The organism is Streptomyces sp. WG7 (assembly GCF_049975785.1).
GTDB lineage: Bacteria > Actinomycetota > Actinomycetes > Streptomycetales > Streptomycetaceae > Streptomyces.
In genome coordinates, this window is sequence record NZ_JBNGGE010000006.1 from 144575 (window position 1) to 167613 (window position 23039).

The following is a 23039-nucleotide window of genomic DNA, read 5'->3' on the forward strand; positions in this document are numbered from 1 at the left end:
AAGATGAACGACACGTCTCAGGCCACCTTCATCACCCCGTCCTTCCCGCTCTCCGCAGAGGGCGAAGCACCTTACCTCCGACGCGAGTTCTCCGTGGACCGGCTGCCGGAGCGGGCCCTCCTGCGGGTGACCGCGCTGGGCGTCGTCGAGCCGTATCTCAACGGCACCCGCGCCGGCGGCGAGGTGCTCGCGCCCGGCTGGACGTCCTACAAGCACCGGCTGCCCGTCTCCACGCACGACGTCACCGGTCTGCTCGCGCCCGGCGCCAACGCCCTCGGCGCCATCGTGGGCGAGGGCTGGGCGGTCGGCAGGATCGGTTACCCCTCGGCGGTGCAGGACAGCGCTCGCTGCCACTACGCCGACCGCCCCGCGCTCTTCCTCCAACTGGAGCTGCGGCACAGCGACGGCACGACCCACGTGCTGGGCACGGACGAGTCCTTCAGGTGCGCCACCGGTGCCGTCATCGCCCGCAGCCTCTACGACGGCGAGACCCCCGCCGCCCGGCTGGAACCCGTCGGCTGGGACAAGCCTGGCTTCGACGACACCAGCTGGTCGCCGGCCGTTCGGTACGACTGGGACATGACCACGCTGATCCCGCGCACGGCCGAACCAATCCGTCGGACCGAGGAACTCGCAGCGGTCGCCGTCACCACCAGCCCCTCGAGGCGCACCATCGTCGACTTCGGCCAGAACATCGCCGGCCGTCTCCGCGTGACCACCACCGGCCGGGCCGGACAGACCGTCACCCTGCGCCACGCCGAGATCCTCACCGACGGCGATTTGGACACGACGTCGCTGCGCTCGGCAAAGTCGGTCGACCGGTACGTTCTGCGCGGCGGCGGGCCGGAGGTGTGGGAACCGGCGTTCACCCTCCACGGTTTCCGCTATGCGGAGATCGACGATGCCTTCGACGAGGTTGTCGCCGTCGTCGTGCACAATGACATGCGGCGCACCGGCTGGCTGGAGACCTCGCATCCCCTGGTCGACCGGCTCCACGCCAACACCGTGTGGTCGATGCGCGGCAACTTCGTGGGCCTGCCCACCGACTGCCCTCAGCGCGACGAACACCTGGGATGGACCGGCGACATCAATGCCTTCGCCCCCACCGCCGCCTTCCTCTACGACGTCCGCGACGTTCTCGGCTCCTGGCTCGACGACCTCGCCGCCGAACAACGGCAGAAGGGCTACGTCCCCCACGTCGTGCCCGACGTGTTCGTCCGCCCCTCGGCACCCGCCGCGCTCTGGAGCGACGTGGCGGTCAACCTGCCATGGGCGCTGTACCAGGAGTACGGCGATCTCGGCATCCTGCGCCGCGCCTACCCGTCCATGACGCGGTTCGTCGGGGATGTCGAGAAGCTGCTCGACGGGGAGGGCCTGTGGAGCAGCGGTCACCAGTTCGGTGACTGGCTGGACCCGGACGCCCCCGCCGATGACGCGGCCAGGGGCAAGACCGACAGGTATCTGGTCGCTCAGGCGTACCTCGCGAAGACGACCCGCGAGATGGCCCGGGCCGCCCGGGCTCTCGGCGAGCGCGACGACGCCGGACGCTTCGCGGCGCTCGACGACGCGGTGCGCGCCGCCTTCCGGCGCGAGTACGTCACCCCCTCGGGCCACCTCGCAGGTGGGACGGTCACCGCCTATTCCCTGGCCATCTCCTTCGACCTCCTCTCCCCCGTCCATCGAGCCAAGGCCGGCGCCCGCCTCGCCGAACTGGTCACCCAGGCCGGTTTCCGCATCACCACCGGTTTTGCGGGCACTCCGTGGGTGCTGCCCGCGCTCACCGAAACCGGACACCTCGACGCGGCCTACCGCATGCTCGTGCAGACCGGGTGCCCCTCCTTCCTCCACCCGGTCACCCAGGGAGCGACTACCGTCTGGGAACGCTGGGACGCCATACGTCCCGACGGAAGCCGGCATCCCTCGGACATGACCTCCTACAACCACTACGCCCTGGGCGCGGTGACCGCCTGGCTGCACCAGAGCGTCGGTGGCCTCAGGCCGACGGAACCCGGCTACCGCCGGATGTCCGTGGCCCCGCGTCCCGGGCCGGGCCTTTCTCACGCCTCGCTGCGGCATCTCACCGTGCACGGCGAGGTCCGGGTCGCCTGGCGGGTCACCGCCTCGGACGTGACCGTAGAGGTCACCGTGCCGCCCGGCACCGAGGCCACGGTCACGCTTCCTCTCCACCCCGAAGAACTACGGACCGCAGTAACCGCGGGCACGCACGACTGGACCCACCCAGCACCGCCGGGGTACGACCCACATGCCCTGTACACCCTGCACACCCCTCTGCGTGTACTCGTCAGCGACGACTTGGTCTGGGAAGCGGTGAAGCGGGTCTTCTCCGAGCACCTGCCGCAGATCCCGATCTCCTACGCTGCCAGAAGTTCGGCCGGCACCACCCTGCGGACCGTCCTCGACCAGTTCCCCGGCACGTCCGGCGCCTTGGCGTCCGCCTTCACCCGGGCCCCCGGCCGCGCTCGCTGAGGTCCCGCGCCCCGCACCGCCCGACCGCTTCCGCCCCGCGCGGCTTCGGCGCGCCCGCAGGCGCACCGGAGCGTTCCAAGAAGGAGAACGCCCATGTTGAAACCCCGTCCCACCTCCACCCGCGAGCTCGTCGGCCTCGACGGCCTCTGGAAGTTCGCCACCTCCGCGGGCGCCGGCCCTGAGCCATGGGCCGGCCCGCTCGACACACCACTCGAAGCCGCCGTACCCGCCAGTTACAACGACCTATTCACCGACAGCGCGATCCGTGACCACGTCGGCTGGGTGTGGTACCAGCGCACCGCACGAGTGCCGCGCGGCTGGGCGGGAGAGCGCGTGATGCTGCGCTTCGACGCCGTGACGCACGAAGGGAAGGTGTACGTCGACGATCACCTTGTCGCGGAGCACGTGGGCGGATACACGCCGTTCGAGGCGGACATCACCGAACTCGTCGGCGCGGGTGAGGAGTTCCGCGTCACTGTCGGCGTCAACAACGAGCTGACGAACGTAACGATCCCGCCGGGCACCATCACGGTGGCCCAGGACGGACGACGCACGCAAAAGTACCTGCACGATTTCTACAACTACGCCGGCATCGCCCGTTCGGTACGGCTCCACAGCGTCCCCGCCGTCCACATCGATGACATCACCATCGCCACCGGCATCGAGGGAGGCGTCGGGATCGTCGACTACTCGGTCGAGACCACCGCGTCCGCCCGCGTACGTGTCCGCGTCCTCGACGCCGACGGCACACAGGTGGCAGCCGTCGAGGGAGCCACCAACACCCTGCGTATCGAAGACGTCACCCCATGGCGTCCAGGCGCGGCCCACCTGTACGACCTCGTCGCCGAGATCATCGACGGAGATGAGGTGACCGACACCTACACTCTGCCCTTCGGCGTCCGCACCGTCGAGATCCGCGGGCGGGACTTCCTCATCAACGGGGAACCCTTCTACTTCACCGGCTTCGGTAAACACGAGGACTCACCCGTCCGGGGCAAGGGGCACGACGACGCCTATCTCGTGCACGACTTCCAGCTCATGGAATGGATCGGCGCCAATTCCTTCCGCACCTCCCACTACCCCTACGCCGATGAGGTTCTCGACTTCGCCGACCGGCACGGCATCGTCGTCATCGACGAGACCGCCGCCGTCGGTCTGAACCTGGCCGTCGAAGGCGGGCTGGCCGGCCGACCCCACAAGCCCACCTTCTCTCCGGACACCTTCAACGACGACACCCGTGCCGCCCATGCACAGGCCGTCCGCGAACTCGTCGCCCGGGACAAGAACCATCCCAGCGTCGTCATGTGGTGCATCGCCAACGAACCCTCCTCCCACGAGGACGGAGCCCGCGAGTACTTCGAACCACTGGTCGAGCTCACCCGCAAGCTCGACCCCACCCGGCCGGTCAGCTATGCGGCCGTGATGTTCGCGACCTACAAGAACGACCGTATCGCCGACCTCTTCGACATCGTCTGCCTCAACCGCTACTACGGCTGGTACGTCGCCACCGGTGACCTCGCCACCGCCGAGACGTACATGGACATGGAGCTCCGCGGCTGGGCGGAGAAGTTCGACATGCCCATCCTCATGAGCGAGTACGGCGCCGACGCGCTGCCGGGGCTGCACTCGGTGTGGGACATGCCGTGGACGGAGGAGTACCAGCTCGCCTACCTGGAGGCCAACCACCGCGCCTTCGACCGCAGCGAGGCCGTGGTCGGCGAGCACGTGTGGAACTTCGCCGACTTCCAGACCTCCAATGGCATACACCGGGTCGACGGCAACAGGAAGGGAGTCTTCACCCGCGACCGGCGGCCCAAAGCAGCCGCGCACGCCCTGCGCACCCGTTGGAAGTCACTGGGCGGCCGTAAGCCGTCACATGACTGACCGCGTCCGCAGGGGGGAGCAGGGCAACGCCGGAGCACTCAAGCGAGGCCGGCCGCCGTGACCGCTAGGGCGGTCCGCAGGGTCTCCGCGAGGTCGGCGCGGGCGGTCGCGGGGTCGCTTCCGGGCTCGGTCGTCCGGTAGGCGTGGTGTTCGACCGCCGCACGGAGCGCGGCGTTGAGCATGGCGGCCCGGATCGCGGGCCGTACGTCGTCGGCGGGCAGCCCGGCCCGCTCGGCGAGGGCGCGCGCGAAGGCGGGTTCCGCCTCGTCGTGGGTCTGCAGCCAGACCGCGCGCAGCCCAGGTTCGGTCCGGGTCAGCCGGAGCAGGGCGCCCACGTCCGGGCCGGGCAGGGGCGCGTCGCGGGTCCAGAGTCCGTCGAAGGCTTCCTCGAGGGGCCGGCCGGGGCGCCACTGCCGCAGTGCGGTGGCGATCGTGTCGATGCCGGTGGAGAAGAGCGGCCGTACGCAGCTCTCCTTGGTCGGGAAGTAGCGCCACACCGTGCGTGCCGAGACGCCGACCGCCTGTCCGATCTGCTCACCCGTCGTCGCGGCGACGCCCTGGGCGATGAACAGGTCGACCGCGGCCCGGGCGATCTCCAGCCTGATGGCGGCCTTGCGCTCCTCGGTCAGGGGTGGCCGCCCCGTCCGTCCGCGAGCTGCGGTCATCTGCCCCTCCGGCGCCGGTGATCACTGCCATGGGCATTCTCCCCCACCCCGACTTTATGTCACTCAGAGACATAAACGAGTGGGGTGCCGGTGCGGTGCGACAGGAGTCCGCCGCGTCGGCACTTCCTGGATGGAGCACTTCATGACCGGCGATCTGAACGGACGCAGCGTGATCGTCACCGGAGCGGGATCGGGCATAGGGCGCGCGGCAGCGCTCGCCTTCGCCGCTCAGGGCGACCGCGTGGTGGTGGCGGACCTCAACGCCGACGGAGCCGACGCGGTCGTCAAGGAGATCGAGCAGGCCGGCGGCACCGCGGTGGCCGTCACGGGTGACCTGGGCGAGCAGGCCGTCGTGGACCGGGTGACGGCGACGGCGGTGGAGCGGTTCGGCGGCGTGGACGTCCTGGTGAACAACGCCGGGATCATGGACAGCATGTCGGCACCGGCCGACGTGAGTGACGCCGAGTGGGACCGGGTCGTCCGGGTCAACCTGACCGCCCCGTTCATGCTCACCCGCGCGGTGCTGCCCCACATGCTGGCCGCGGGCCGCGGCGCCATCGTGAACACCGCCTCCGAGGCAGCCCTGCGCGGCAGCGCGGCGGGCGCCGCTTACACCGCTTCCAAGCACGGTGTGGTGGGGCTGACGAAGTCGCTGGCGGTGATGTACCGCAAGAACGGCATCCGCGCCAACGCCATCTGCCCGGGCGGCACCGCCACCGCCATCGCGGTGGAGGCCGACCGCACGGCGCACGGGCCGGCGGCGATCGGACCGCACTTCGTCAACCTCGGGCGCGTGTCACAGCCGGAGGAGCAGGCGGCCGCGATCCTGTTCCTCGCCTCGGACGCCGCGAGCAACGTCAACGGCGCGATCCTCCCCGTCGACGACGGCTGGTCCGCCGTCTGACGCGCCTTGGCCACACCCGCCGAGGAGTCGCACCGCTTCGACTCGAGCACGCGGCACCTCACTCATCCGTGGTTCGAAGGAAGACAGGGCCCTGCCGAAACGGGACGGGGCCCGGCGGCTGCCGAGCCCCGAACCACAGTGCCTTGCGGCCCCGCCACAAGCTCAAGAAGGCCTACCGACTTGGAGAACGTCGTTCATGGACGTCTCGCGCCAGCGCTTCAGGAGGTCGTGGAAGGCAGCCGCGCCGTGAGGGTAGGCGATCTGCGCGTTCGGGCGGCCACGTCCCTCACCGTTGTAGTACCCAGGTGTGCACTCGGCGTGGAACCACTCGTGGTCGGGCGCGCCCTCGGCCAGGACCGCAAGCCAGGCGTCCTCGGCCTCGCGGGACGGCTCGATGACGGCTGCCTCGGCCACGGCTGCCGCGACGAGTGCCGCCGCGTGGACGGCATGCTCGTCGAGTACATGGGTGAAGTTGACGCTGCTGGCGCTCTGGGTGGCCCCCAGCTGGATCAGGTTCGGGAACCCGTTGCTGGTGAAGCCGTGCAGGGAACGCGGTCCGCGTTCTGTCAGCGCGTCCAGCAGCTCGACGCCGTCCCGGCCTCGGACGGACAGCTTCCCGGAGTGGACGCCGGAAACGCCGACGGAGAAGCCGGTGGCGAAGATCAGACAGTCGAGCTCGTATTCGGCGTCGCCCACCACCACACCGTGCTCGGTCATCCGCTCGATGCCATGGGTGTCCGCGGTGTCGACCAGGGTGACGTTGTCGCGGTTGAACGCCTGCAGATAGGCGTCGGAGAACGTGGGGCGCTTGCAGGCGTACCGGTACCAGGGCTTGAGCTTCTCCGCCGTGTCCGCGTCGGCGACGATCCGCTCGACGCGGGCACGGACCTCGTTCATCTTCTCCGCGTCCGCGACCTCGTAGGCCGCTTCGAACGCCTGCCGGTCCGCAGGGCGGCGGAAGCTCGGCAGGAGCTTCTCCAGCAGGCCGGCCGACGAGGTCCACCGGTCCGCCACCAGATCGTGCTCCACGGACTCTCCGGACACGATGCGCAGGAAGTTGTCGCGGCGCTCGCGCGCCCAGCCCTCGTGATCGGCGCCCACGTCCCGCGCGGTGGTACGCCGGTTGGCACGCACGTCCACGGTGGTGGGGGTGCGCTGGAAGACGTAAAGGTGTCCCGCGTCCTCGGCCAGCTTGGGGACGACCTGGACACCTGTGGCTCCAGTACCGACGACGCCCACGCGTTTGCCCGCGAGGCCGGTGAGGCCGCCGTCCGGGGTGCCGCCGGTGTAGGCGTAGTCCCAGCGCGAGGTGTGGAAGGTGTGCCCCTTGAAGTCCTCGATGCCGGGGATCCCGGGGAGTTTCAGCTCGGTGAGGGTACCCGTAGCCGTGATGACGTACCTGGCCCGGAATTTGTCATCCCGGTCGGTCGACACAATCCATGCCTGCGAGGTGTCGTCCCAGGTCAGAGAAGCGACGGAGGTAGAGAAGACGGCGTCGGCATAGAGATCGAACTTCTCCGCGATCCGCACCGCGTGACGGCGGATCTCCTCCCCGGGGGAGTACTTCCACTCCGGAACGTAACCGGTCTCGTCGAGCATAACCGGGTGTCGTTGCTCGCGCAGCTGGAGGACACCGGGCCTCGGGTATGACCGGTATCCGAACGCAGCAGTTGTGGCAACGGGGGCCCCGTCTTCTACTTGCCCTTTCGCCCGGATATATGGCAGCCACGGTGCCGCCACCTGCCCGGGCCCTTGGCCGGGCCGAGCGCCCACCCCAGGCCACCACATCGCACGGGGGCGGCGAGTACACCTACAACCTGCGTCGCTCGGCGTCCGGCCGGCCGTCGAGCGGGTGGCGGTCCGTCTGCGCCGCATGCGACGAAGTGCGCCACTTTGTCACGGCAGCGGGCCCGGCCAGGGATGGGACAGGCGGCAGGACCACTGCCGTCGGTGATTCGCTTCCACGTTTCGAGGCAGCGAGAAGTTCTGGCAGCGGCTCGCAGTGCGCCTGCTGCAGTCCTGTCTCGGCGTCCACGATGACCTGTACGTTGCCCGAGAACCGGTAGTTGCGGGAGGACGCCCCAACCGTGCGGTCGCGGACCGGGATGAGGGTGCCGTCGACAACCCACACTCGCTCGACAGCGTCATGGGGGGTGCGGGCCGGCTCAGGTGCGAGCAGCGGGCCGAGCCGCTGGATCGCCCGGCACACTGTCGCCGGAGAGACGCCGAACAGCGGTGCGAGCTGCAACATGGTGAGGTTCGTGCGGTAGTACACGGCTACCAGCAGCACCCGCTCGGCCAGCCGCAGCCGCCACGGACGCCCCCAGCCGCAGCCCTCTCCACCACGTTCCCGGACCGCCCGCAGCAGTCGGCCGAACTGATCGACCCGCAACCCCGTGAACGTCTCCACCCACACCCGATCGGTCCTCAACACCCCATCCAATGCCCAGTTCATGGGCTTCTGCAGCACCCTTTACAGTTCATTTCCTCCCTTTGTTTCATCCTGGAATCTGTTGTTTTGTCTGTAGTGTCGGAGCACGCCAGGAGATGGTGTCCTTGCCGGTGAGACGGCGGGCCATGAGGTCGGTCATGGCGGTGTGGATTATGGCTTCGGAGGGGGTGGGCAAGGTTTCGTAGTCGCGGGGCAGGCGGCGGTGGAGCATAAGCCAGCCGTAAGCACGTTCGACCGCCCACCGCTTCGGAATCGGTGTGAAGCCCCTGGTCCCGGGCTTGCGGCCGGTGATTTCCATGTCGACGCGGAGGGCGGCCGCGTGCTCGGCGAGGTGCTGTCGGTAGCCGCCGTCGACCCAGACTTTTCGGATCCCGGGGTGGTCTGCGGCGACCTGGTCCAGGAGGCGTGTGCCGGCGATGGAGTCCTCCACGCTCGCCGCGGTGACCAGCACCGCGAGTAGGAGCCCGAGGGTGTCGGTGACGATGCTCCGCTTCCTGCCGACGATCTTCTTTCCGGCGTCGATGCCCTGGCCGGTGGCGGGGACGCTGGTGGAGGTTTTGACGCTCTGGGCGTCGATAACGCAGGCCGACGGCTCAGCGTCCCGTCCTTCCTTCTCGCGTAGCTGCTGCCTGAGCAGGCCATTGGGCTGGTGGACACACCCTCGTCGGCCCATTTGGCGAAGTAGCCGTAGACCGTGTTCCAGTGCGGATAGTCGTGAGTGAGGTAGCACTATTGAACCCCGGACCGGTCCACGTACAAGATCGCGTCCATGGTGTCGCGCAGGTTATGTTCCGGCGGCCGGCCGAAGTCCAGGGCCCTGCCCCGGCGCTCGAAGCGCCAGGCAGACAGCACCGGCTCGATCAACTCCCAGCGTGCATCGGATAGATCGCTCGGGTACGGGCGTCGCGTCGGCTGCCACCCCACCTGACCAGCAAGAACCACCCCACATTTCCAGCCACACGAGCACCACGCCCTGCCGGCCTGAAAACCTCTCAACACTCGGGCCGTCCAGGCGAAAACGACCTCTTAAAGAGCGTTTCATCCTGGTAAGGGTGTTTGGTAGCGCTTTGAAGGGCGAGTGGGGCTGTCACTGCTGAGGTAAGAGTGGGCAATGCGACCTGTGCGGCAGGAGTCTCCATAGCTCTGCCCGTTTGAGTCGAGTCGCTCCTGTCTGATTCCAAAGCGCCCCCGGTTGACGCTGTTTGCGCCCTGTGGAGGTGGCCTGCTCGACGGTACTACCGAAACATGACGCGACAGCGCCCGTATCCCAGCGACCTGTCCGATGCCCGATGGGAGTTGATCGGTCCCACGCTCACCGCCTGGCGGGCCCAGCGCAGGTGCAAGGGCCTGGACATCGGCCGCCCGCCCGAACACGACTTGCGCCGCATCATGGACGCCATCCTCTACGTCGACCGCACCGGGATCCCCTGGCGCTACCTGCCGCACGACTTCGCACCGTGGGAGACGGTCTACGGCTACTTCGCCGCCTGGCAGAAGGAAGGCGTCTTCGACCAGCTCAACGGCCTGCCGCGCCGCCTGGTACGTGAAGCCGAAGGCCACAGCGCAGAGCCGAGCGCCTGCGTGCTGGACGCTCAGAGCGTCAAGACCTCCGCCAACGTGCTGGCAGCCGATCAGGGCATCGACGCAGGCAAGAAGATCGCAGGCCGGAAACGCCACCTGGGGGTCGACGCCCTCGGACTGCTCCTGGCCGTCTGGGTGAGCGCGGCCAGCGTCTCCGACAACGCCGGCGGCATCCACCTGCTCTCCCAGATCGCCAGCACAAGCCCCCACGTGACCAAGGCATGGGCCGACACCGGATATCGCACGAAGGTGATCGACCACGGCGCCCGCCTCGGCATCGACGTCGAAGTCGTCCAGCGCGACCCTGGAACCAAAGGCTTCAAGGTGATTCCCCGGCGATGGGTGGTCGAGCGGACCTTCGGCTGGCTCATGCACCACCGCCGCCTCGCCCGCGACTACGAAACCCACGCCCAGTCCGAAGCGATGATTCACATCGCGATGATCGACCTCATAAGCCGACGACTTACCAGCGAATCCACCCAAAACTGGCGCGACACCTAAACCTCGAACCAAACAACCCCGCCAGGACAAAACGCTCTTTTAAGGAGCCTTTTGTCCCGGCAGGGCTGTTTGATAAGTAGGGCGATCAACCGCTTGGATCAAGTGAATGTGCGGGCCACGATCGGGTCCTGAAAGCCCGCAAGGACCGCGCTTGAGCATGCCAGATGGAACAGTACTGGAGCATGCTCGACGGCCTCCTGTCCGCCGACCGGCAACCGCAGATGCAGCAGCTCGAGTGCTTCCTCGCGGCTCATCAGATGTAGATCGATGCGCCCACCCGCCCCCGGCCAGTGACCACCCAGCGCCATCACGATGACCTGGCCGCGGTTTCGCCTGGGGATCCAGGCGCCGACAGCGGACGCGCTCGCGTCGTCAAGAACGCTGGTCGGGTACAGAGCGGGGAACTAGGTTGTCAGGGAGACTGGCAGCGCTTGGGGGATATATGGAAGAGCGAGAGTTCAACGAAACCGTTGGCCGACTGATCCGAGATGCGCGGAAGCGTGCTGGAGTGACACAGGAGTACGTAGGGCGTCAGGCGGGGCTGACCCGCGGTTCGATCACGAACATCGAGTCCGGAGCCCAGTCCCCACCCATCTACCGGCTTGCCCTGATCGCCGCAGCGGTCAACACGGAGCCTGCCGACCTGCTCCCTCCACTCAGCCTGGACGCGGCGTCTGGACTTGCCGCACGCCATGCCGCTGATGTCGCCGCGGTGTGGGCACAGGCCTCGAAGAGGAGGGGTGGCGGTGGCGAAGGCTGACCTGGCCGCCCGCGGGCTGCTGCGAGAGCTCCGGATTGACGCGCCACCGGTCGACCCCTTCGATCTGGCCGAACTCCTCGGCGTCCTGGTCGTCCCGCAGCACATGGACGACGATGTCTCTGGCATGCTCCTACGGAAAGACGGAACCTGCGTCATCGGCGTCAATCAAGCGCACTCCTTCCAACGGCAGCGCTTCACGGTGTCACACGAACTAGGACACCTGCGCCTGCACGAAGGGCGCCCGCTGATCCTGGACACCGACGCGCGCGTGAACTACCGAAACGCGGTCTCGAGCCTGGCCACGGACCGCGAGGAGATCGACGCCAACCGATTCGCCGCAGCACTGTTGGCTCCGGAGGACATGGTCCGCCGAGCGGCACAGCACATCAGCTTCCGCACGACGGACGACCTTGTGCAGGTCCTGGCCAAGCGTTTCCAGTTGAGCGAAGTGGCCATGACCTACCGCTTGATGAACCTCGGCATCCTCTCCGGCCCCGCTCACTGATGCCACCCCACCAGAGCGCCGGCCCAGCCCCTGCCGCCCGATGGTCGTTCCTGGCCCCGCCCTGCCACGCCCGTTGAGGACCGTTCCCCTTCGGATCTCCCCTTCGGCTGCCCGAAGGGCGACGAGGGGAACCGAACCAACCGTCCCCTAACTGGCCCTGAAGAGACGTCAGCCAAATTGACATCCAAAAAACGCCTTGCGCGAGTGTCGCTCTGCGTGGTGTACTAGTTACCGCAGAGAGTGACCGGTCTCTGTGCATAACAGGTGGCCCCTGCTCGGCGTGAGGCCGACGGGAAAGTCCACTCGCGGGCAGTACCGCGTTGCGTACCCGGCCATGATGGCGGGCATTGTCGACTGGACTGCACCGTTCCCGTCGATGGCCAGCCGTCACCACGGCCATCCGCTGATGCCATGCATCGGCCGACCCTCTGCCCAGTGCCATGGTCGGCCCCTTCCGCGAGCCCACACCAGGCCTCTCGCGCATGCACACACACGTTCGCACCCGTGCGCCCGCCTTACAGGCAAGCCCACTCGCCGTCCCGGTCCCTCCATGCCCTACGCCGCGCCGTCACGTATCCCGTCGGCAGGCCTCCACGTACAACCCATCATCCTGAGCCCTCAGCCGGGGCGCCGCAGAAAGGAACGCTCATCATGCAGTGCCGCAAGAACTTCGACACCTTCCTGAAGGACACCGTGAACCTAAGCGAGGCCAAGCTCACTCTCCTCGACGACCGTGTCGAAGCCATCTACAAAGCCCTCAAAGCCGACCCCGAACTCGGCCCGCTCATCCGCGGCAAGAAGCCCCAGGGCTCCTGGGCGCAGCGCACCATCATCAACCCCGTCGGCAACAGCGAGTTCGACGCCGACTTCATGCTCCACTTCACCGAGAAGGATGAGTGGGCCGATAATCCCAAGACCTACATCGACAAGGTCTACACCGCGCTGCACCGCCACAGCGTTTACGGCAGCATGCCCCACACCCGCAAGTGCCGTTGCGTGCAGCTCAGCTACGCCAACTCCATGCACGTCGACATCGTCCCCTACCTTCAGCTGGCCGACGGCCGCGAGGTGATCGTCAACCGTGACGCCAACACGTGGGAGCAGACCAACCCGGCCGGGTTCACCGCCTGGATGCAGACGAAAGACGGCATTGCCAACAACAACCTTCGCAAGGTCATCCGCCTGATGAAGTACCTGCGCAATCACCGCGGCTCCTTCACCGGCACCCGCTCCATCATCCTCACCACCCTGCTCGGCGAGCGCGTCGCGGAGATCAAGACGCTTACGGAACCCGGCTGTCACAGCGACGTGCCCACCGCCTTGCTCACCATCGTCGAGGACCTCGACCGCTGGCTGCAGGAGCGCCCCTACAAGCCCTCCATCCCCGACCCCTCCGGTTCGGGCGTCACCTTCGACCACCGCTGGGACCAGACGACCTACAGCTACTTCCGGGCCCGCATCCACACCCACGCCCGCGAGATCCGCGCAGCCTACGACGAGCCGGACTACGACCGGAGCGTGCGGCTGTGGCGCAAGCTGTTCGGCGACGCTTTCCCTGACCTGCCGCGTGCCGCCGCCTCCCTCGCCCCCACAGCGGCCAAGTTCGCCTCCCCGCTGCTGGTCACTACAACCTCCCGCACAGGGCGGGCCGGATGAGCAAGCGCAAGCCGCCCGCAGCCCGTCCCAACCCTTCCCAGCGCCGAATCCTGGACCAGCTCACAACGCTGGCAACCACGCATGAGCCGGACCTGCGCATCACCGACCGTCCCCGAGCCGACGCCGACGGCCTGGTCACCGTCCTCATCAGCGTCCGCACCGGCGGCATGCCGCACGCTCCAGGAGGATTGCAACTCAAAGAGACTGAGGACTTCCACCTCACTCTGCCCGCCACCCCGAGAATTCCACCCCAGGTGCGCACCCCTCACTTCCGGTTTGCCGGCACCCCGCACGTCCTACAGGGCAACCGGCTGTGCCTCTACCTCGACCCGGCCCGCGAATGGGACCCCGCCGCCGGAATCACCCCCGTCATCAACCGCCTGTGGCAGTGGCTCACAGCCGCCGCAGCCGGCACGTTCGATCCCGCCACCGCCCTTTACCACCCCGTCGGCGGTGTCCTGCACCACACCCTGGGCACTCCCACCGTCGTCGTACGAGAACCCGTTTCCCACCGGCTGGCCACAGCCTGGCTAACCCAGCGCACCACCGACCGGCTCGACCTGGCCAGCGCCCCGGCAGATTCCCACAGCCATCGCACCCCCATCGTGCCAGTGGACACGCTGCCCCTCGGCGCGGGCAGCACTCTGGCCGAACTCCTCACCCTCACACACCCCACCACCGCCCACAACTCGCAAGCGGCCGACGCCGCATCCCCGGCACTGCTGACCGCACTCGCCGCCAGCGCCCTGCGAAACCCCGAGGGCACCACCCAGCACTTCGTCCTGGCCGTCCGGCACCCCGCCACACCCGCAACCCCCCCTTTCCTCCTCGCCGGCCGCCTGCAGCCCCAGGCCAGCGACACGCTGCGTCGCCTCGCATGCCGCGCGACCCCCAGCCGCCTGGGCAACCTGCCCGACGGCCTGCGCCACACCCCCATCGAATGGTGCTACCTCTCCGACGAGCGCCCCGAAGTAACCACCCGCCGTGACATCCTCCGCCCCGTCCGCGCCTTCCAGGACTGCCACATACACATCTGGGGCTGCGGCGGCATCGGCTCCTGGGCAGCCGAGATAGTGGCCCGGGCCGGCGCCTCGCATCTCACCCTCAGCGACCCCGGCCGTGTCACCGGCGGCCTGCTGGTCCGGCAGAACTACACCGAACACCACATCGGCATGACCAAGGCGACAGCTCTGGCCTCACACCTGCGCACCATCCATCACGACATCCACATCGACACCGCCACCTCACCCCCCGACCCCGCCCTCCTGACCGCCGCAGACCAAGCCGACCTCATCATCGACGCCACCGTCAGCATCACCGCTGGACGCTTCCTCGACCTCCTTGCCCAGCAGCCTCACCGCAAAGCCGTCCTCGCCCAGCTCGCCACGGACAGCCTCACCGCCAGCCTGGGTGTCCTCACCATCGCTGCCCCGGGCAACCCAACCCCCCTGTCCACCATCGACCACACGGCCGGCGGCCACGTCCTTAACGACCCGACCCTCGAGGCGTACCAGGCGCTATGGGACGAACCAGCCCCGGGCGAGGAACTGCGCCCCACAAGAGGCTGCTCCACTCCCACATTCCACGGCTCTGCCGCCGACCTGATGGCAACCACCGCCACCCTGATCACCCTGCTGGGCACCCAGATGCGCCACCCCATATCCGGGACGCACCTGTGCGCCCAGCCCCACACCGGGACGGCCCCGGCACACCACTTCATTCCCCACACAACCGCGTAAGGAATAGTCCCCGAGTCGCTGAACCGGCGGCTCTGCATCCCCCGGCAGGGCCGTCCGCCCGTGAGGCTGTCGGGCGTCGGCAACAGGCCAGGCGTACCCAGGCCGCACCCACAGCGCAGCTCCGCAAGGACCCGCACACCCCGCCGTGACCACATACCTCCAAGCCCTGAGGAGAAGGTGCCGTACGGCGCACTACCGCCCCGGGTCAGCCGGGAACCTGCGCCACCTTCAAGGTGGGCACGTAGCTGCCCGCCAAACGCTCGTAAATCACCAGTTGCGGGTGCACCTGTGGATGGTGAGCACGGCCCAGGGCGACAGCCGCAGAGAGGGGAACGGCAGGCAGGACATGCAGGCGGCGCACCGACTTCGCCTCCCTTTCCAGCCGCGCAAGAAGTACCCGCAGCGTCTCCTCCAGCCGCCGCAATGACGCCGGGCACCGCATTATGTCCGGACCGGCCTGTGCGCCCACCGGGCTGACCTCGTAGCGGCGCAGAGCCGAAAGCTCCCGCGGAATCTCATAAGGGGCAATGACCCCCGAGACATTCACCACGACAACAGCCTCGTCCCCGCTCGGCCCGACCTGAACCAGATGCGCGGCGAACTCAATAGCCGGGCCGCTCTCGACAGGCCACACCCAGGTCTGCTCGTGTCGGTGACGCTGGTAGATGTCCGTCGGCACAGTGTCGTCCAAGAGTGACCCCAGGTAGACCAGCAACGGCAGACGCGCGAACCCGAACACGCTCACGTGCTGCACGGAGTCTCGCTCTATCCCCGGCCGCAGCCGATGCAGGACTATGTCATCGATGACCCTTGTAGCCTGCCGGTAGTAGTGACGGCTGGCCTCGGCGGCAGACTCAGCGTCCCAGGCAGCGGCTGCCCTCTCGCCGGGGGTCTGCCGCAGATCAATCTCCACACCGTGCCGGGTGTAGGACTCCAGGTACAAAGGAAATCGGCGGGCCGCCGTCACAGCGCTAGCAGCGGTCTCCCTTGACAACTCCACCGCATTTCCATGCACCGACCCCACCATCCGCACCACCGTGGTGGCCCTTTCCGGCCCCAGCGCAGTCAGGTGCCTGACACGGTCCTCGTGCTCCTGCTTCACGCGGCGCAGCCACTCGACGGTGAATACGTCCAGTGCAGCCTTCGCATCGATCTCCATGTGCTGCTGGGCACACAGCAGCATCAGATTGTCCGCCTCGTCCCGCAGCTCCTTCTCCAACGGATCCCAACCGCGCGGCGAGCGTGGATCAGTGCTCTGCCCGACGATGTGCGCGACCTCGCCCAAAGGCAGCGTCCGTCCCGACATCGGCCCCTCCAGCAGATACGCGTTGCACAGCATGCACCTGCCTCCACTGCGCACCCAGACGGCGAGAACCGCCTTGGATGAAGGACGGCTCCGCTTCCCACCGCCGTCGCTCATCGACACCGCCTCCGTCCCTTCCCGACAGACCAGACGCTAGACGACATCTCCCCTGACACCAGGAGGATTTGACAAAACGCGGCGCACTCCGAAGTGCATCTTCCGCTCAAGTGACCAGCACTCTGGCAAGCACAGCCGCGTCGCGAACACAGCCTCTCCGGCCGCGCGGGACTCCAGTCGGTGAAAGCACGAGTGGCCGCTGGCAGAGACCGATCCCAGTCCGGGACCACATGCATGGGGCCTGACCGGTGAGCGGTGCCGTGGACCTGGACGGCAGAGACATCACCCACGGTGTCGAAATCCTGTGTGCTCCGCGAGATGCCGGGCCTGATCCGGATGAAGGCGGCGATCTGCAATGCCTGCCCGCCGGAGCCGTACGCCGCGATCACCAGGCACGTTCCCGGCGCGCGGTCGTGACCACTGTGCATCGCGCCCAGCCTGGTCGATGGACGGTCCCGCCGGCGCAACCGTGTCAACGTTCACGCTCGTCCTCTCTCCGTTACACGCTGATGGCGCCAGGACCGTGACGGCGCGAGCAGGTGTTTACACCGAAGGCAAGCGACAGCACCTTGGGGCATGACCCGGCGTCCGACAGGTCCTGAGAGCTGGCCGCATCTGCCAGATCGGTACTCCCCAGTCTTTCCCAACGCCGCCTCGCGTGACCTTCGCGGTCGCAAGGTCGATACTGCCCCTGGAGGACTCCCGTCGGTCTGCAGTCGACTCGCCGAAAAGACCTGACGGTGCGTCACCAAAGTCAGCATTGAGTCAGCATCAGTACCGCCAGAACCCGCCCACGACCGCCATGGACCGCCCCGATCACGAACTACCCGATCCTGCTCTGACCAGTAAAAACACAGGTCACAGGCCCCTCTGCTAACCTGCTTAGGAGATACCCTTGAGGATGCTCATCAACGTCCCGGAGACCGTGGTCGCGGACGCGCTGCGCGGTATGGCCTCGGCCCATCCCGAGTTGGCCGTGGATGTCGAGAACAGGGTGATCGTGCGGCGGGACGCTCCCGTGGCCGGCAAGGTCGCCCTGGTGTCGGGGGGCGGCTCCGGGCACGAACCGCTGCACGGCGGGTTCGTGGGTCCCGGGATGCTGTCGGCGGCCTGCCCGGGTGAGGTGTTCACCTCGCCGGTGCCGGACCAGATGGTGCGGGCGGCGGCCGCCGTGGACAGCGGGGCCGGGGTGCTGTTCGTCGTCAAGAACTACACCGGTGACGTGCTCAACTTCGACATGGCCGCCGAGCTGGCCGAGGACGAGGGCATCCAGGTCGCCAAGGTACTGGTCAACGACGACGTGGCGGTGACGGACAGCCTCTACACGGCCGGGCGGCGGGGTACGGGAGCGACGCTGTTCGTGGAGAAGATCGCCGGGGCCGCGGCGGACGAGGGCCGGCCGCTGGAACGGGTGGAGGCGATCGCCCGTCAGGTGAACGACAGCTCCCGCAGTTTCGGTGTCGCGCTCGGCGCCTGCACCACACCGGCCAAGGGCAGCCCGACCTTCGACCTGCCGGCCGGGGAACTGGAGCTCGGCATCGGGATCCACGGCGAGCCCGGTCGGGAGCGGCGCCCGATGATGACCTCGGGTGAGATCGCCGAGGCCGCCGTGGACGCTGTCCTGACCGACCTCGACCCGCGCAACCCCGTCCTGGCCCTGGTCAACGGCATGGGCGCGACGCCGCTGCTGGAGCTGTACGGCTTCAACGCCGAGGTGCAGCGCGTACTGGGCGAGCGCGGTGTCGCCGTCGCCCGCACCCTCGTCGGAAACTACGTCACCTCGCTGGACATGGCGGGGGCCTCGGTCACCCTGTGCGAGATCGACGAGGAGTTGCTCGGACTCTGGGACGCGCCGGTGAAGACACCGGGACTGAGGTGGGGCATGTGACGGCGAACGGGGAAGGGATCGCAAGTACCTACCAGGCAAGGAGATCCTGTGCTCGACGCCGACTTCTTCCGCCGTTGGATGACGGCGACCGCCGCGTTGGTCGACCGCGAGGCGGAACGGCTCACCGCCCTCGACTCGCCGATCGGTGACGCCGACCACGGCAGCAACCTCCAGCGCGGGTTCACGGCCGTGACGGCCACGCTGGACAAGGAGGCGCCCGGCACGCCCGGCGCGGTACTGACCCTCGCCGGACGGCAGCTCATCTCCACGGTCGGCGGCGCCTCGGGGCCGCTGTACGGGACGCTGCTGCGCCGTACCGGCAAGGCGCTCGGGGACGCCGCCGAGGTGAGTCCGGAGCAGCTGGCCGAGGCGCTGCGGACAGGGGTGGACGCCGTCCGGACGCTCGGGGGTGCCGCGCCGGGCGACAAGACCATGATCGACGCCCTGGTGCCCGCCGTGGACGCCCTCGGCGACTCGTTCGCCGCGGCCCGCGCCGCCGCCGACGAGGGGGCCGAGGCCACCGTGCCCCTGCAGGCCCGCAAGGGCAGGGCGAGCTATCTCGGCGAGCGCAGCATCGGGCACCAGGACCCCGGGGCGACCTCGGCGGCACTGCTCGTCGCCGCGCTGGAGGAGGCGGCCGGTGAGTGACGGGAAGCTGGTCGGGATCGTGCTGGTGTCGCACAGCGCCGAGGTCGCCGCGTCCGTGGCCGAGTTGGCGAAGGGCCTGGCGGGTGGTGGCGCGGCCGTGCCCGTCGCCGCGGCGGGCGGGACCGCCTCCGGCGGGTTCGGCACCAGCTCCGAGCTGGTCTCCGCCGCTGCCGCGTCCGTGGACCGGGGCGCGGGAGTCGCCGTCCTCACCGACCTCGGCAGCGCGGTGCTCACCGTCAAGGCGCTGCTCGCCGAGGGCGACGAACTGCCGGACGGCACCCGTCTGGTGGACGCCCCCTTCGTCGAGGGCGCGGTGGCCGCGGTGGTCACGGCGTCGACGGGCGCCGGCCTCGCGGCCGTGGAGGCGGCGGCGGAGGAGGCGTATTCCTACCGGAAGGTTTAGGGGAAGGCGGCCGGTCCGGACGTCCGGGCGGGGGCCGGGAGCGTGTCGCCGGTCTCCAGCGGGTTCGGGACTGGGGACGAGGGCCGGGGTGTCCCGCTCCCGCCGGGCATTTGTCCTGTCAAAAGGTTGACATGATGCCGATGCCCGACCCAGGGTGGGCGGGACAGAGCAGGGACCGGTCCGAAGAGGGGCTCTCATGGTGGATGCGCTCGGTGTCGCCGTCGTCGGTTTCGGCTGGATGGGCCGGGTGCACACCCAGGCGTACGCCCGTGTCCGGCACCACTACCCGCGACTCGCCCTGCGTCCGGAGCTGGTCACGGTCGCCGAGGAAGTGCCGGGGCGCGCGGAGGAGGCCGCCGCGCAGTTCGGGTTCGCGTCGACGACCCGGGACTGGCGCGACGTGGCCGGCGACCCGCGGGTGGGGGCGGTCAGCATCACCGCCCCCAACTTCCTGCACCGCGAGATCGCCGTCGCGATGGCCGAGGCCGGCAAGCACATCTGGATCGAGAAGCCGGTCGGCCTGACCGCCGAGGACGCCCGGGCGGTGGCGGACGCGGTCACCAAGGCCGGAGTCCAGGGCGCGGTCGGCTTCAACTACCGCAACGCGCCCGCCGTGGAGGCCGCCCGCGACCTGATCGCCGCCGGGGAGATAGGCGCCGTCACCCATGCCCGCATCCGCCTCTTCAGCGACTACGCCGCTCATCCGGAGGGCGCGTTGACGTGGCGTTACGAGCGGGAGCGCGGTGGCAGCGGGGTGCTCGGCGACCTGGCGTCGCACGGCGCGGACCTGGCCCGGTTCCTGCTCGGCGACATCGCGTCCCTGACCGCGGACACGGCGGTCTTCCTGCCGGAGCGGGCCCGCCCGACCGCCGCGACCGCCGGCCACGCGCGGGCCTCGGGCGGCGAGTCGGGCCCGGTCGAGAACGAGGACTACGTCAGCTGCCTGCTGCGCTTCGCCTCCGGCGCCCGCGGTGTCCTGGAGGCCTGCCGGGTCTCGGTCGGCGAGCAGAACAACTACGGTTTCGAGGTGCACGGCACCACGGGCGCGGTGTTCTGGGACTTCCGCCGTATGAACGAGCTGGGCGTCAGCCGCGGCACGGCCTATCAGGACCAGCCGGTCAGCACGGTCTACGTCGGCCCGGCGCACGGCGAGTTCGCCGCCTTCCAGCCGGGGGCCGCGAACGCCATGGGCTACGACGACCTCAAGGTGGTGGAGGCCCACCGTTTCCTGCGCTCCATCGCGGAGGGAACCCCGTACGGCGCCACCCTGCCGGACGCCGTGCGCAGTGCGGAGGTACTGGACGCGATGGCGCGGTCGGCGGAGCGGGGTGCCTGGGTCGATGTGTGTCCCCAGATGTGAGACGGGACCTCCGGCGAAGCACCGCACCCCGCACTGAACGCCTCCTCTTCCCCCTCCCCGCACCGCTCCCTCACCGAAGGTGACGCCGATGCCCGCCACTCACGCCCCCTCCCACCGTGCCTGGCTGTCCCAGCAGGACTGCGACCTCGACACCTTCCGTACGCTCGTCGAGCAGCCGACCGACCCCGCCGCGCACCCGCGGGCCACCGCCGTGGAGCAGAACGTCCCCGTGTACGACGCGGGCCGGCTGCGCGACGACCCGGGGACGGCGGCCGAACTCGTCCACGCCCTCGCCGACGGCCCCGGCATCATCGTCCTCAAGGGCGCCTTCCCGGACACGGCGGTCGTCGACCGGGCCACCGCCGTGTTCGAGGCGCTGATCGCCGGGCAGCGTGCCTCGGGTGCCACCGCCGGCGACCACTTCGCCGCACCGGGGGCCAACGACCGGGTGTGGAACGCGCTGGAGAAGGCCGCCCTGCACGACCCCGACACGTTCGCCGACTACTACGCCAACCACGTGCTCGCCCTCGTCTGCCGGGCCTGGCTCGGCCCCGGCTACCAGGTCACCTCGCAGATCAACGTGATCAACCCGGGCGGCGCCGCCCAGACGGCGCACCGCGACTACCACCTCGGTTTCCTCTCGGACGAGGCCGCGGCGGCCTACCCGGCGCACGTGCACCGCCTCTCCCCCGTCCTCACGCTCCAGGGCGCGGTCGCGCACTGCGACATGCCGGTGGAGTCGGGCCCCACGATGTATCTGCCGCACTCCCAGAAGTACGAGCCGGGCTACCTGGCCTGGCGGCTCCCCGACTTCCGGGGCTACTTCGAGGCGCACCACGTGCAGCTGCCCCTCGCCAAGGGCGACGCGGTGTTCTTCAACCCCGCGCTGTTCCACGCGGCAGGCACCAACCGCTCGTCGGACATCCGCCGCATGGCCAACCTGTTGCAGGTCTCCTCCGCGTTCGGCCGGGCGATGGAGACCGTGGACCGGGAGGCGGTGGTCGACGCGGTCTACCCGGTGCTGCTCAGGCGCAAGGCCGTGGGCGTGGGCGAGCGGTGGCTGGAGAACGTGGTCGCCGCGAGCGCGGAGGGCTACCCCTTCCCCACCGACCTCGACAGCGATCCGCCCGTGGACGGTCTGGCCCCTCCGTCCCAGGCGGACGTGGTGCGGCGGGCGCTGCGTGAGGAGTGGACGCCGCAGGCGCTCGGCGCCCGGTTGCGGGCCGGCTCCGGGCGCCGGACGAGCCGGGGGACGCGATGACGCTTCTCGACGGCAAGGTCGTCCTGGTCAACGGCGGAAGCCAGGGCGTCGGCGCCGCGATCGCCCGGGCCGCCGTCCGTGAGGGTGCGGTCGTGGCGGTCACCGGGCGGCGGCCGGAACCCGGCGAGGCCCTGGTGGCCGAACTGACGGCGGCCGGCGGCAGGGCACTGTTCGTACGGGCCGACCTGGCGGACGCCGGGCAGGCGAAGGCCTCCGTGGGCCAGGCGGTGGAGGTGTACGGCCGTGTCGACTGCCTCGTCAACTCGGCGGGGCTGACCTCCCGGGGGACGCTGCTGGACACCACGCCCGAGCTGTTCGACCAGCACATCGCGGTCAACCTCAGGGCGCCGTTCTTCGCGATGCAGGCGGCGGTGGCGGACATGGTGGGCCGGGGCGCGCCCGGCACCGTCGTCAACATCATCACGTCGTCGGCGCACGGCGGTCAGCCCTTCCTGGCGCCGTACGTCGCCGCCAAGACCGGCCTGGTGGGCCTGACCAGGAACGCCGCCCACGCGCACCGTTTCGACCGGGTGCGGATCAACGGCCTGAACATCGGCTGGACGGCGACCGAGGGCGAGGACGCGACCCAGCGTGCCTTCCACGGCGCCGGGGACGACTGGCGCGAGCAGGCCGCCGCTCGGCTGCCGATGGGGAAGCTCGGGCAGCCGGAGGAGATCGCCGACTTCGTGGTCCTGCTGCTGTCGGACCGGTCCGGGGTGGTCACGGGCTCGGTGATCGACTGGGACCAGAACGTCCTGGGCGGCCTGGACTGAGTACGCGGGCCCGGCACGGCAACCACGCACCGCGTGCCCGGCACCCCTACCACGCACCGTCGGCCCGACACGGCAACCACGCACCGCCGGCCCGGCACCCCTACCACGCACCGCAGGCCCGACACGGCAACCACGCACAAGGAGCAACGAGA

At 69.1% G+C, this 23039-nt stretch carries 16 protein-coding genes and 3 pseudogenes; 14 read left to right on the forward strand and 5 right to left on the reverse strand.

What is annotated here, in order from left to right; genetic code table 11:
* Positions 1-3: 3 nt before the first annotated feature.
* Both ACP4J0_RS09275 and uidA read left to right on the forward strand, forming a co-directional pair.
* Complete coding sequence (locus ACP4J0_RS09275) at positions 4-2487, forward strand: family 78 glycoside hydrolase catalytic domain (RefSeq protein WP_426598144.1); 2484 nt, start codon at positions 4-6, stop codon at positions 2485-2487.
* 93 nt (positions 2488-2580) lie between these two features.
* A complete protein-coding gene (uidA, locus tag ACP4J0_RS09280) occupies positions 2581-4371 on the forward strand; it encodes a beta-glucuronidase (protein WP_426598145.1) in 1791 nt (596 codons plus the stop codon).
* A 38-nt stretch (positions 4372-4409) separates the two neighbouring features.
* Here uidA and ACP4J0_RS09285 read toward each other — a convergent pair whose 3' ends face one another.
* Positions 4410-5036 carry a TetR/AcrR family transcriptional regulator gene (locus ACP4J0_RS09285; RefSeq protein WP_426598146.1) on the reverse strand — a complete coding sequence of 209 codons (627 nt, stop codon included), beginning with the start codon at positions 5034-5036 and terminating at the stop codon, positions 4410-4412.
* A 142-nt stretch (positions 5037-5178) separates the two neighbouring features.
* Between ACP4J0_RS09285 and ACP4J0_RS09290 the strand changes: the two genes are divergently transcribed.
* Complete coding sequence (locus ACP4J0_RS09290) at positions 5179-5940, forward strand: SDR family NAD(P)-dependent oxidoreductase (RefSeq protein ID WP_426598147.1); 762 nt, start codon at positions 5179-5181, stop codon at positions 5938-5940.
* Between the two features lie 162 nt (positions 5941-6102).
* On the opposite strand, the pseudogene ACP4J0_RS09295 reads toward ACP4J0_RS09290, so the two are convergent.
* The 3 pseudogenes from ACP4J0_RS09295 to ACP4J0_RS09305 all read right to left on the reverse strand — a co-directional run.
* Positions 6103-7539: pseudogene (locus ACP4J0_RS09295) on the reverse strand (flavin-containing monooxygenase); the annotation flags it as partial.
* A 388-nt stretch (positions 7540-7927) separates the two neighbouring features.
* Positions 7928-8383 (reverse strand): annotated as a pseudogene (locus tag ACP4J0_RS09300) (helix-turn-helix domain-containing protein); the annotation flags it as partial.
* 55 nt (positions 8384-8438) lie between these two features.
* Positions 8439-9316 (reverse strand): annotated as a pseudogene (locus tag ACP4J0_RS09305) (IS5 family transposase).
* Positions 9317-9637: 321 nt separating this feature from the next.
* Here ACP4J0_RS09305 and ACP4J0_RS09310 point away from each other — a divergent pair.
* From ACP4J0_RS09310 to ACP4J0_RS09330, 5 genes are all read left to right on the forward strand, one after another.
* Positions 9638-10474, forward strand: coding sequence for an IS5 family transposase (locus ACP4J0_RS09310; protein WP_426598148.1), 837 nt, complete (start codon positions 9638-9640; stop codon positions 10472-10474).
* Positions 10475-10916: 442 nt separating this feature from the next.
* The gene (locus ACP4J0_RS09315; protein ID WP_426598149.1) at positions 10917-11234 is read left to right on the forward strand and encodes a helix-turn-helix domain-containing protein; all 318 of its coding nucleotides are present in this window, start codon (positions 10917-10919) and stop codon (positions 11232-11234) included.
* Positions 11221-11739 carry an ImmA/IrrE family metallo-endopeptidase gene (locus ACP4J0_RS09320; protein WP_426598150.1) on the forward strand — a complete coding sequence of 173 codons (519 nt, stop codon included), beginning with the start codon at positions 11221-11223 and terminating at the stop codon, positions 11737-11739. Before ACP4J0_RS09315 ends, ACP4J0_RS09320 begins: the two co-directional genes overlap by 14 nt.
* Positions 11740-12390: 651 nt before the next feature.
* The gene (locus ACP4J0_RS09325; protein WP_426598151.1) at positions 12391-13395 is read left to right on the forward strand and encodes an SMODS domain-containing nucleotidyltransferase; all 1005 of its coding nucleotides are present in this window, start codon (positions 12391-12393) and stop codon (positions 13393-13395) included.
* The gene (locus ACP4J0_RS09330; RefSeq protein ID WP_426598152.1) at positions 13392-15134 is read left to right on the forward strand and encodes a ThiF family adenylyltransferase; all 1743 of its coding nucleotides are present in this window, start codon (positions 13392-13394) and stop codon (positions 15132-15134) included. The genes ACP4J0_RS09325 and ACP4J0_RS09330 overlap by 4 nt, the downstream gene beginning before the upstream one ends.
* 205 nt (positions 15135-15339) lie before the next feature.
* Here ACP4J0_RS09330 and ACP4J0_RS09335 read toward each other — a convergent pair whose 3' ends face one another.
* Positions 15340-16473 carry an SAVED domain-containing protein gene (locus ACP4J0_RS09335; RefSeq protein WP_426598153.1) on the reverse strand — a complete coding sequence of 378 codons (1134 nt, stop codon included), beginning with the start codon at positions 16471-16473 and terminating at the stop codon, positions 15340-15342.
* Between the two features lie 976 nt (positions 16474-17449).
* On the opposite strand from ACP4J0_RS09335, the gene dhaK reads away from it, so the two are divergent.
* From dhaK to ACP4J0_RS09365, 6 genes are all read left to right on the forward strand, one after another.
* Entirely contained in the window at positions 17450-18442 is a 993-nt protein-coding gene (gene dhaK / locus ACP4J0_RS09340; protein WP_426598154.1) for a dihydroxyacetone kinase subunit DhaK, read from the forward strand.
* Positions 18443-18490: 48 nt separating this feature from the next.
* Entirely contained in the window at positions 18491-19090 is a 600-nt protein-coding gene (gene dhaL, locus ACP4J0_RS09345; RefSeq protein ID WP_426521687.1) for a dihydroxyacetone kinase subunit DhaL, read from the forward strand.
* A complete protein-coding gene (locus tag ACP4J0_RS09350) occupies positions 19083-19493 on the forward strand; it encodes a PTS-dependent dihydroxyacetone kinase phosphotransferase subunit DhaM (RefSeq protein WP_426598155.1) in 411 nt (136 codons plus the stop codon). The genes dhaL and ACP4J0_RS09350 overlap by 8 nt, the downstream gene beginning before the upstream one ends.
* 196 nt (positions 19494-19689) lie before the next feature.
* Positions 19690-20853: a Gfo/Idh/MocA family protein gene (locus tag ACP4J0_RS09355; protein WP_426598156.1), complete on the forward strand. Its 1164-nt coding sequence runs from the start codon at positions 19690-19692 to the stop codon at positions 20851-20853.
* A gap of 88 nt (positions 20854-20941) precedes the next feature.
* Positions 20942-22114: a phytanoyl-CoA dioxygenase family protein gene (locus tag ACP4J0_RS09360; RefSeq protein WP_426598157.1), complete on the forward strand. Its 1173-nt coding sequence runs from the start codon at positions 20942-20944 to the stop codon at positions 22112-22114.
* Complete coding sequence (locus ACP4J0_RS09365) at positions 22111-22887, forward strand: SDR family oxidoreductase (RefSeq protein WP_426598158.1); 777 nt, start codon at positions 22111-22113, stop codon at positions 22885-22887. Before ACP4J0_RS09360 ends, ACP4J0_RS09365 begins: the two co-directional genes overlap by 4 nt.
* Positions 22888-23039: the final 152 nt, after the last annotated feature.

Coding starts and splice junctions, on each gene's coding strand:
- ACP4J0_RS09275 (WP_426598144.1), top strand. CDS start 4: ATGAACGACACGTCTCAGGCCACCTTCATCACCCCGTCCTTCCCGCTC.
- uidA (WP_426598145.1), top strand. CDS start 2,581: ATGTTGAAACCCCGTCCCACCTCCACCCGCGAGCTCGTCGGCCTCGAC.
- ACP4J0_RS09285 (WP_426598146.1), bottom strand. CDS start 5,036: ATGACCGCAGCTCGCGGACGGACGGGGCGGCCACCCCTGACCGAGGAG.
- ACP4J0_RS09290 (WP_426598147.1), top strand. CDS start 5,179: ATGACCGGCGATCTGAACGGACGCAGCGTGATCGTCACCGGAGCGGGA.
- ACP4J0_RS09310 (WP_426598148.1), top strand. CDS start 9,638: ATGACGCGACAGCGCCCGTATCCCAGCGACCTGTCCGATGCCCGATGG.
- ACP4J0_RS09315 (WP_426598149.1), top strand. CDS start 10,917: ATGGAAGAGCGAGAGTTCAACGAAACCGTTGGCCGACTGATCCGAGAT.
- ACP4J0_RS09325 (WP_426598151.1), top strand. CDS start 12,391: ATGCAGTGCCGCAAGAACTTCGACACCTTCCTGAAGGACACCGTGAAC.
- ACP4J0_RS09330 (WP_426598152.1), top strand. CDS start 13,392: ATGAGCAAGCGCAAGCCGCCCGCAGCCCGTCCCAACCCTTCCCAGCGC.
- ACP4J0_RS09335 (WP_426598153.1), bottom strand. CDS start 16,473: ATGCTGTGCAACGCGTATCTGCTGGAGGGGCCGATGTCGGGACGGACG.
- ACP4J0_RS09355 (WP_426598156.1), top strand. CDS start 19,690: ATGGTGGATGCGCTCGGTGTCGCCGTCGTCGGTTTCGGCTGGATGGGC.
- ACP4J0_RS09360 (WP_426598157.1), top strand. CDS start 20,942: ATGCCCGCCACTCACGCCCCCTCCCACCGTGCCTGGCTGTCCCAGCAG.
- ACP4J0_RS09365 (WP_426598158.1), top strand. CDS start 22,111: ATGACGCTTCTCGACGGCAAGGTCGTCCTGGTCAACGGCGGAAGCCAG.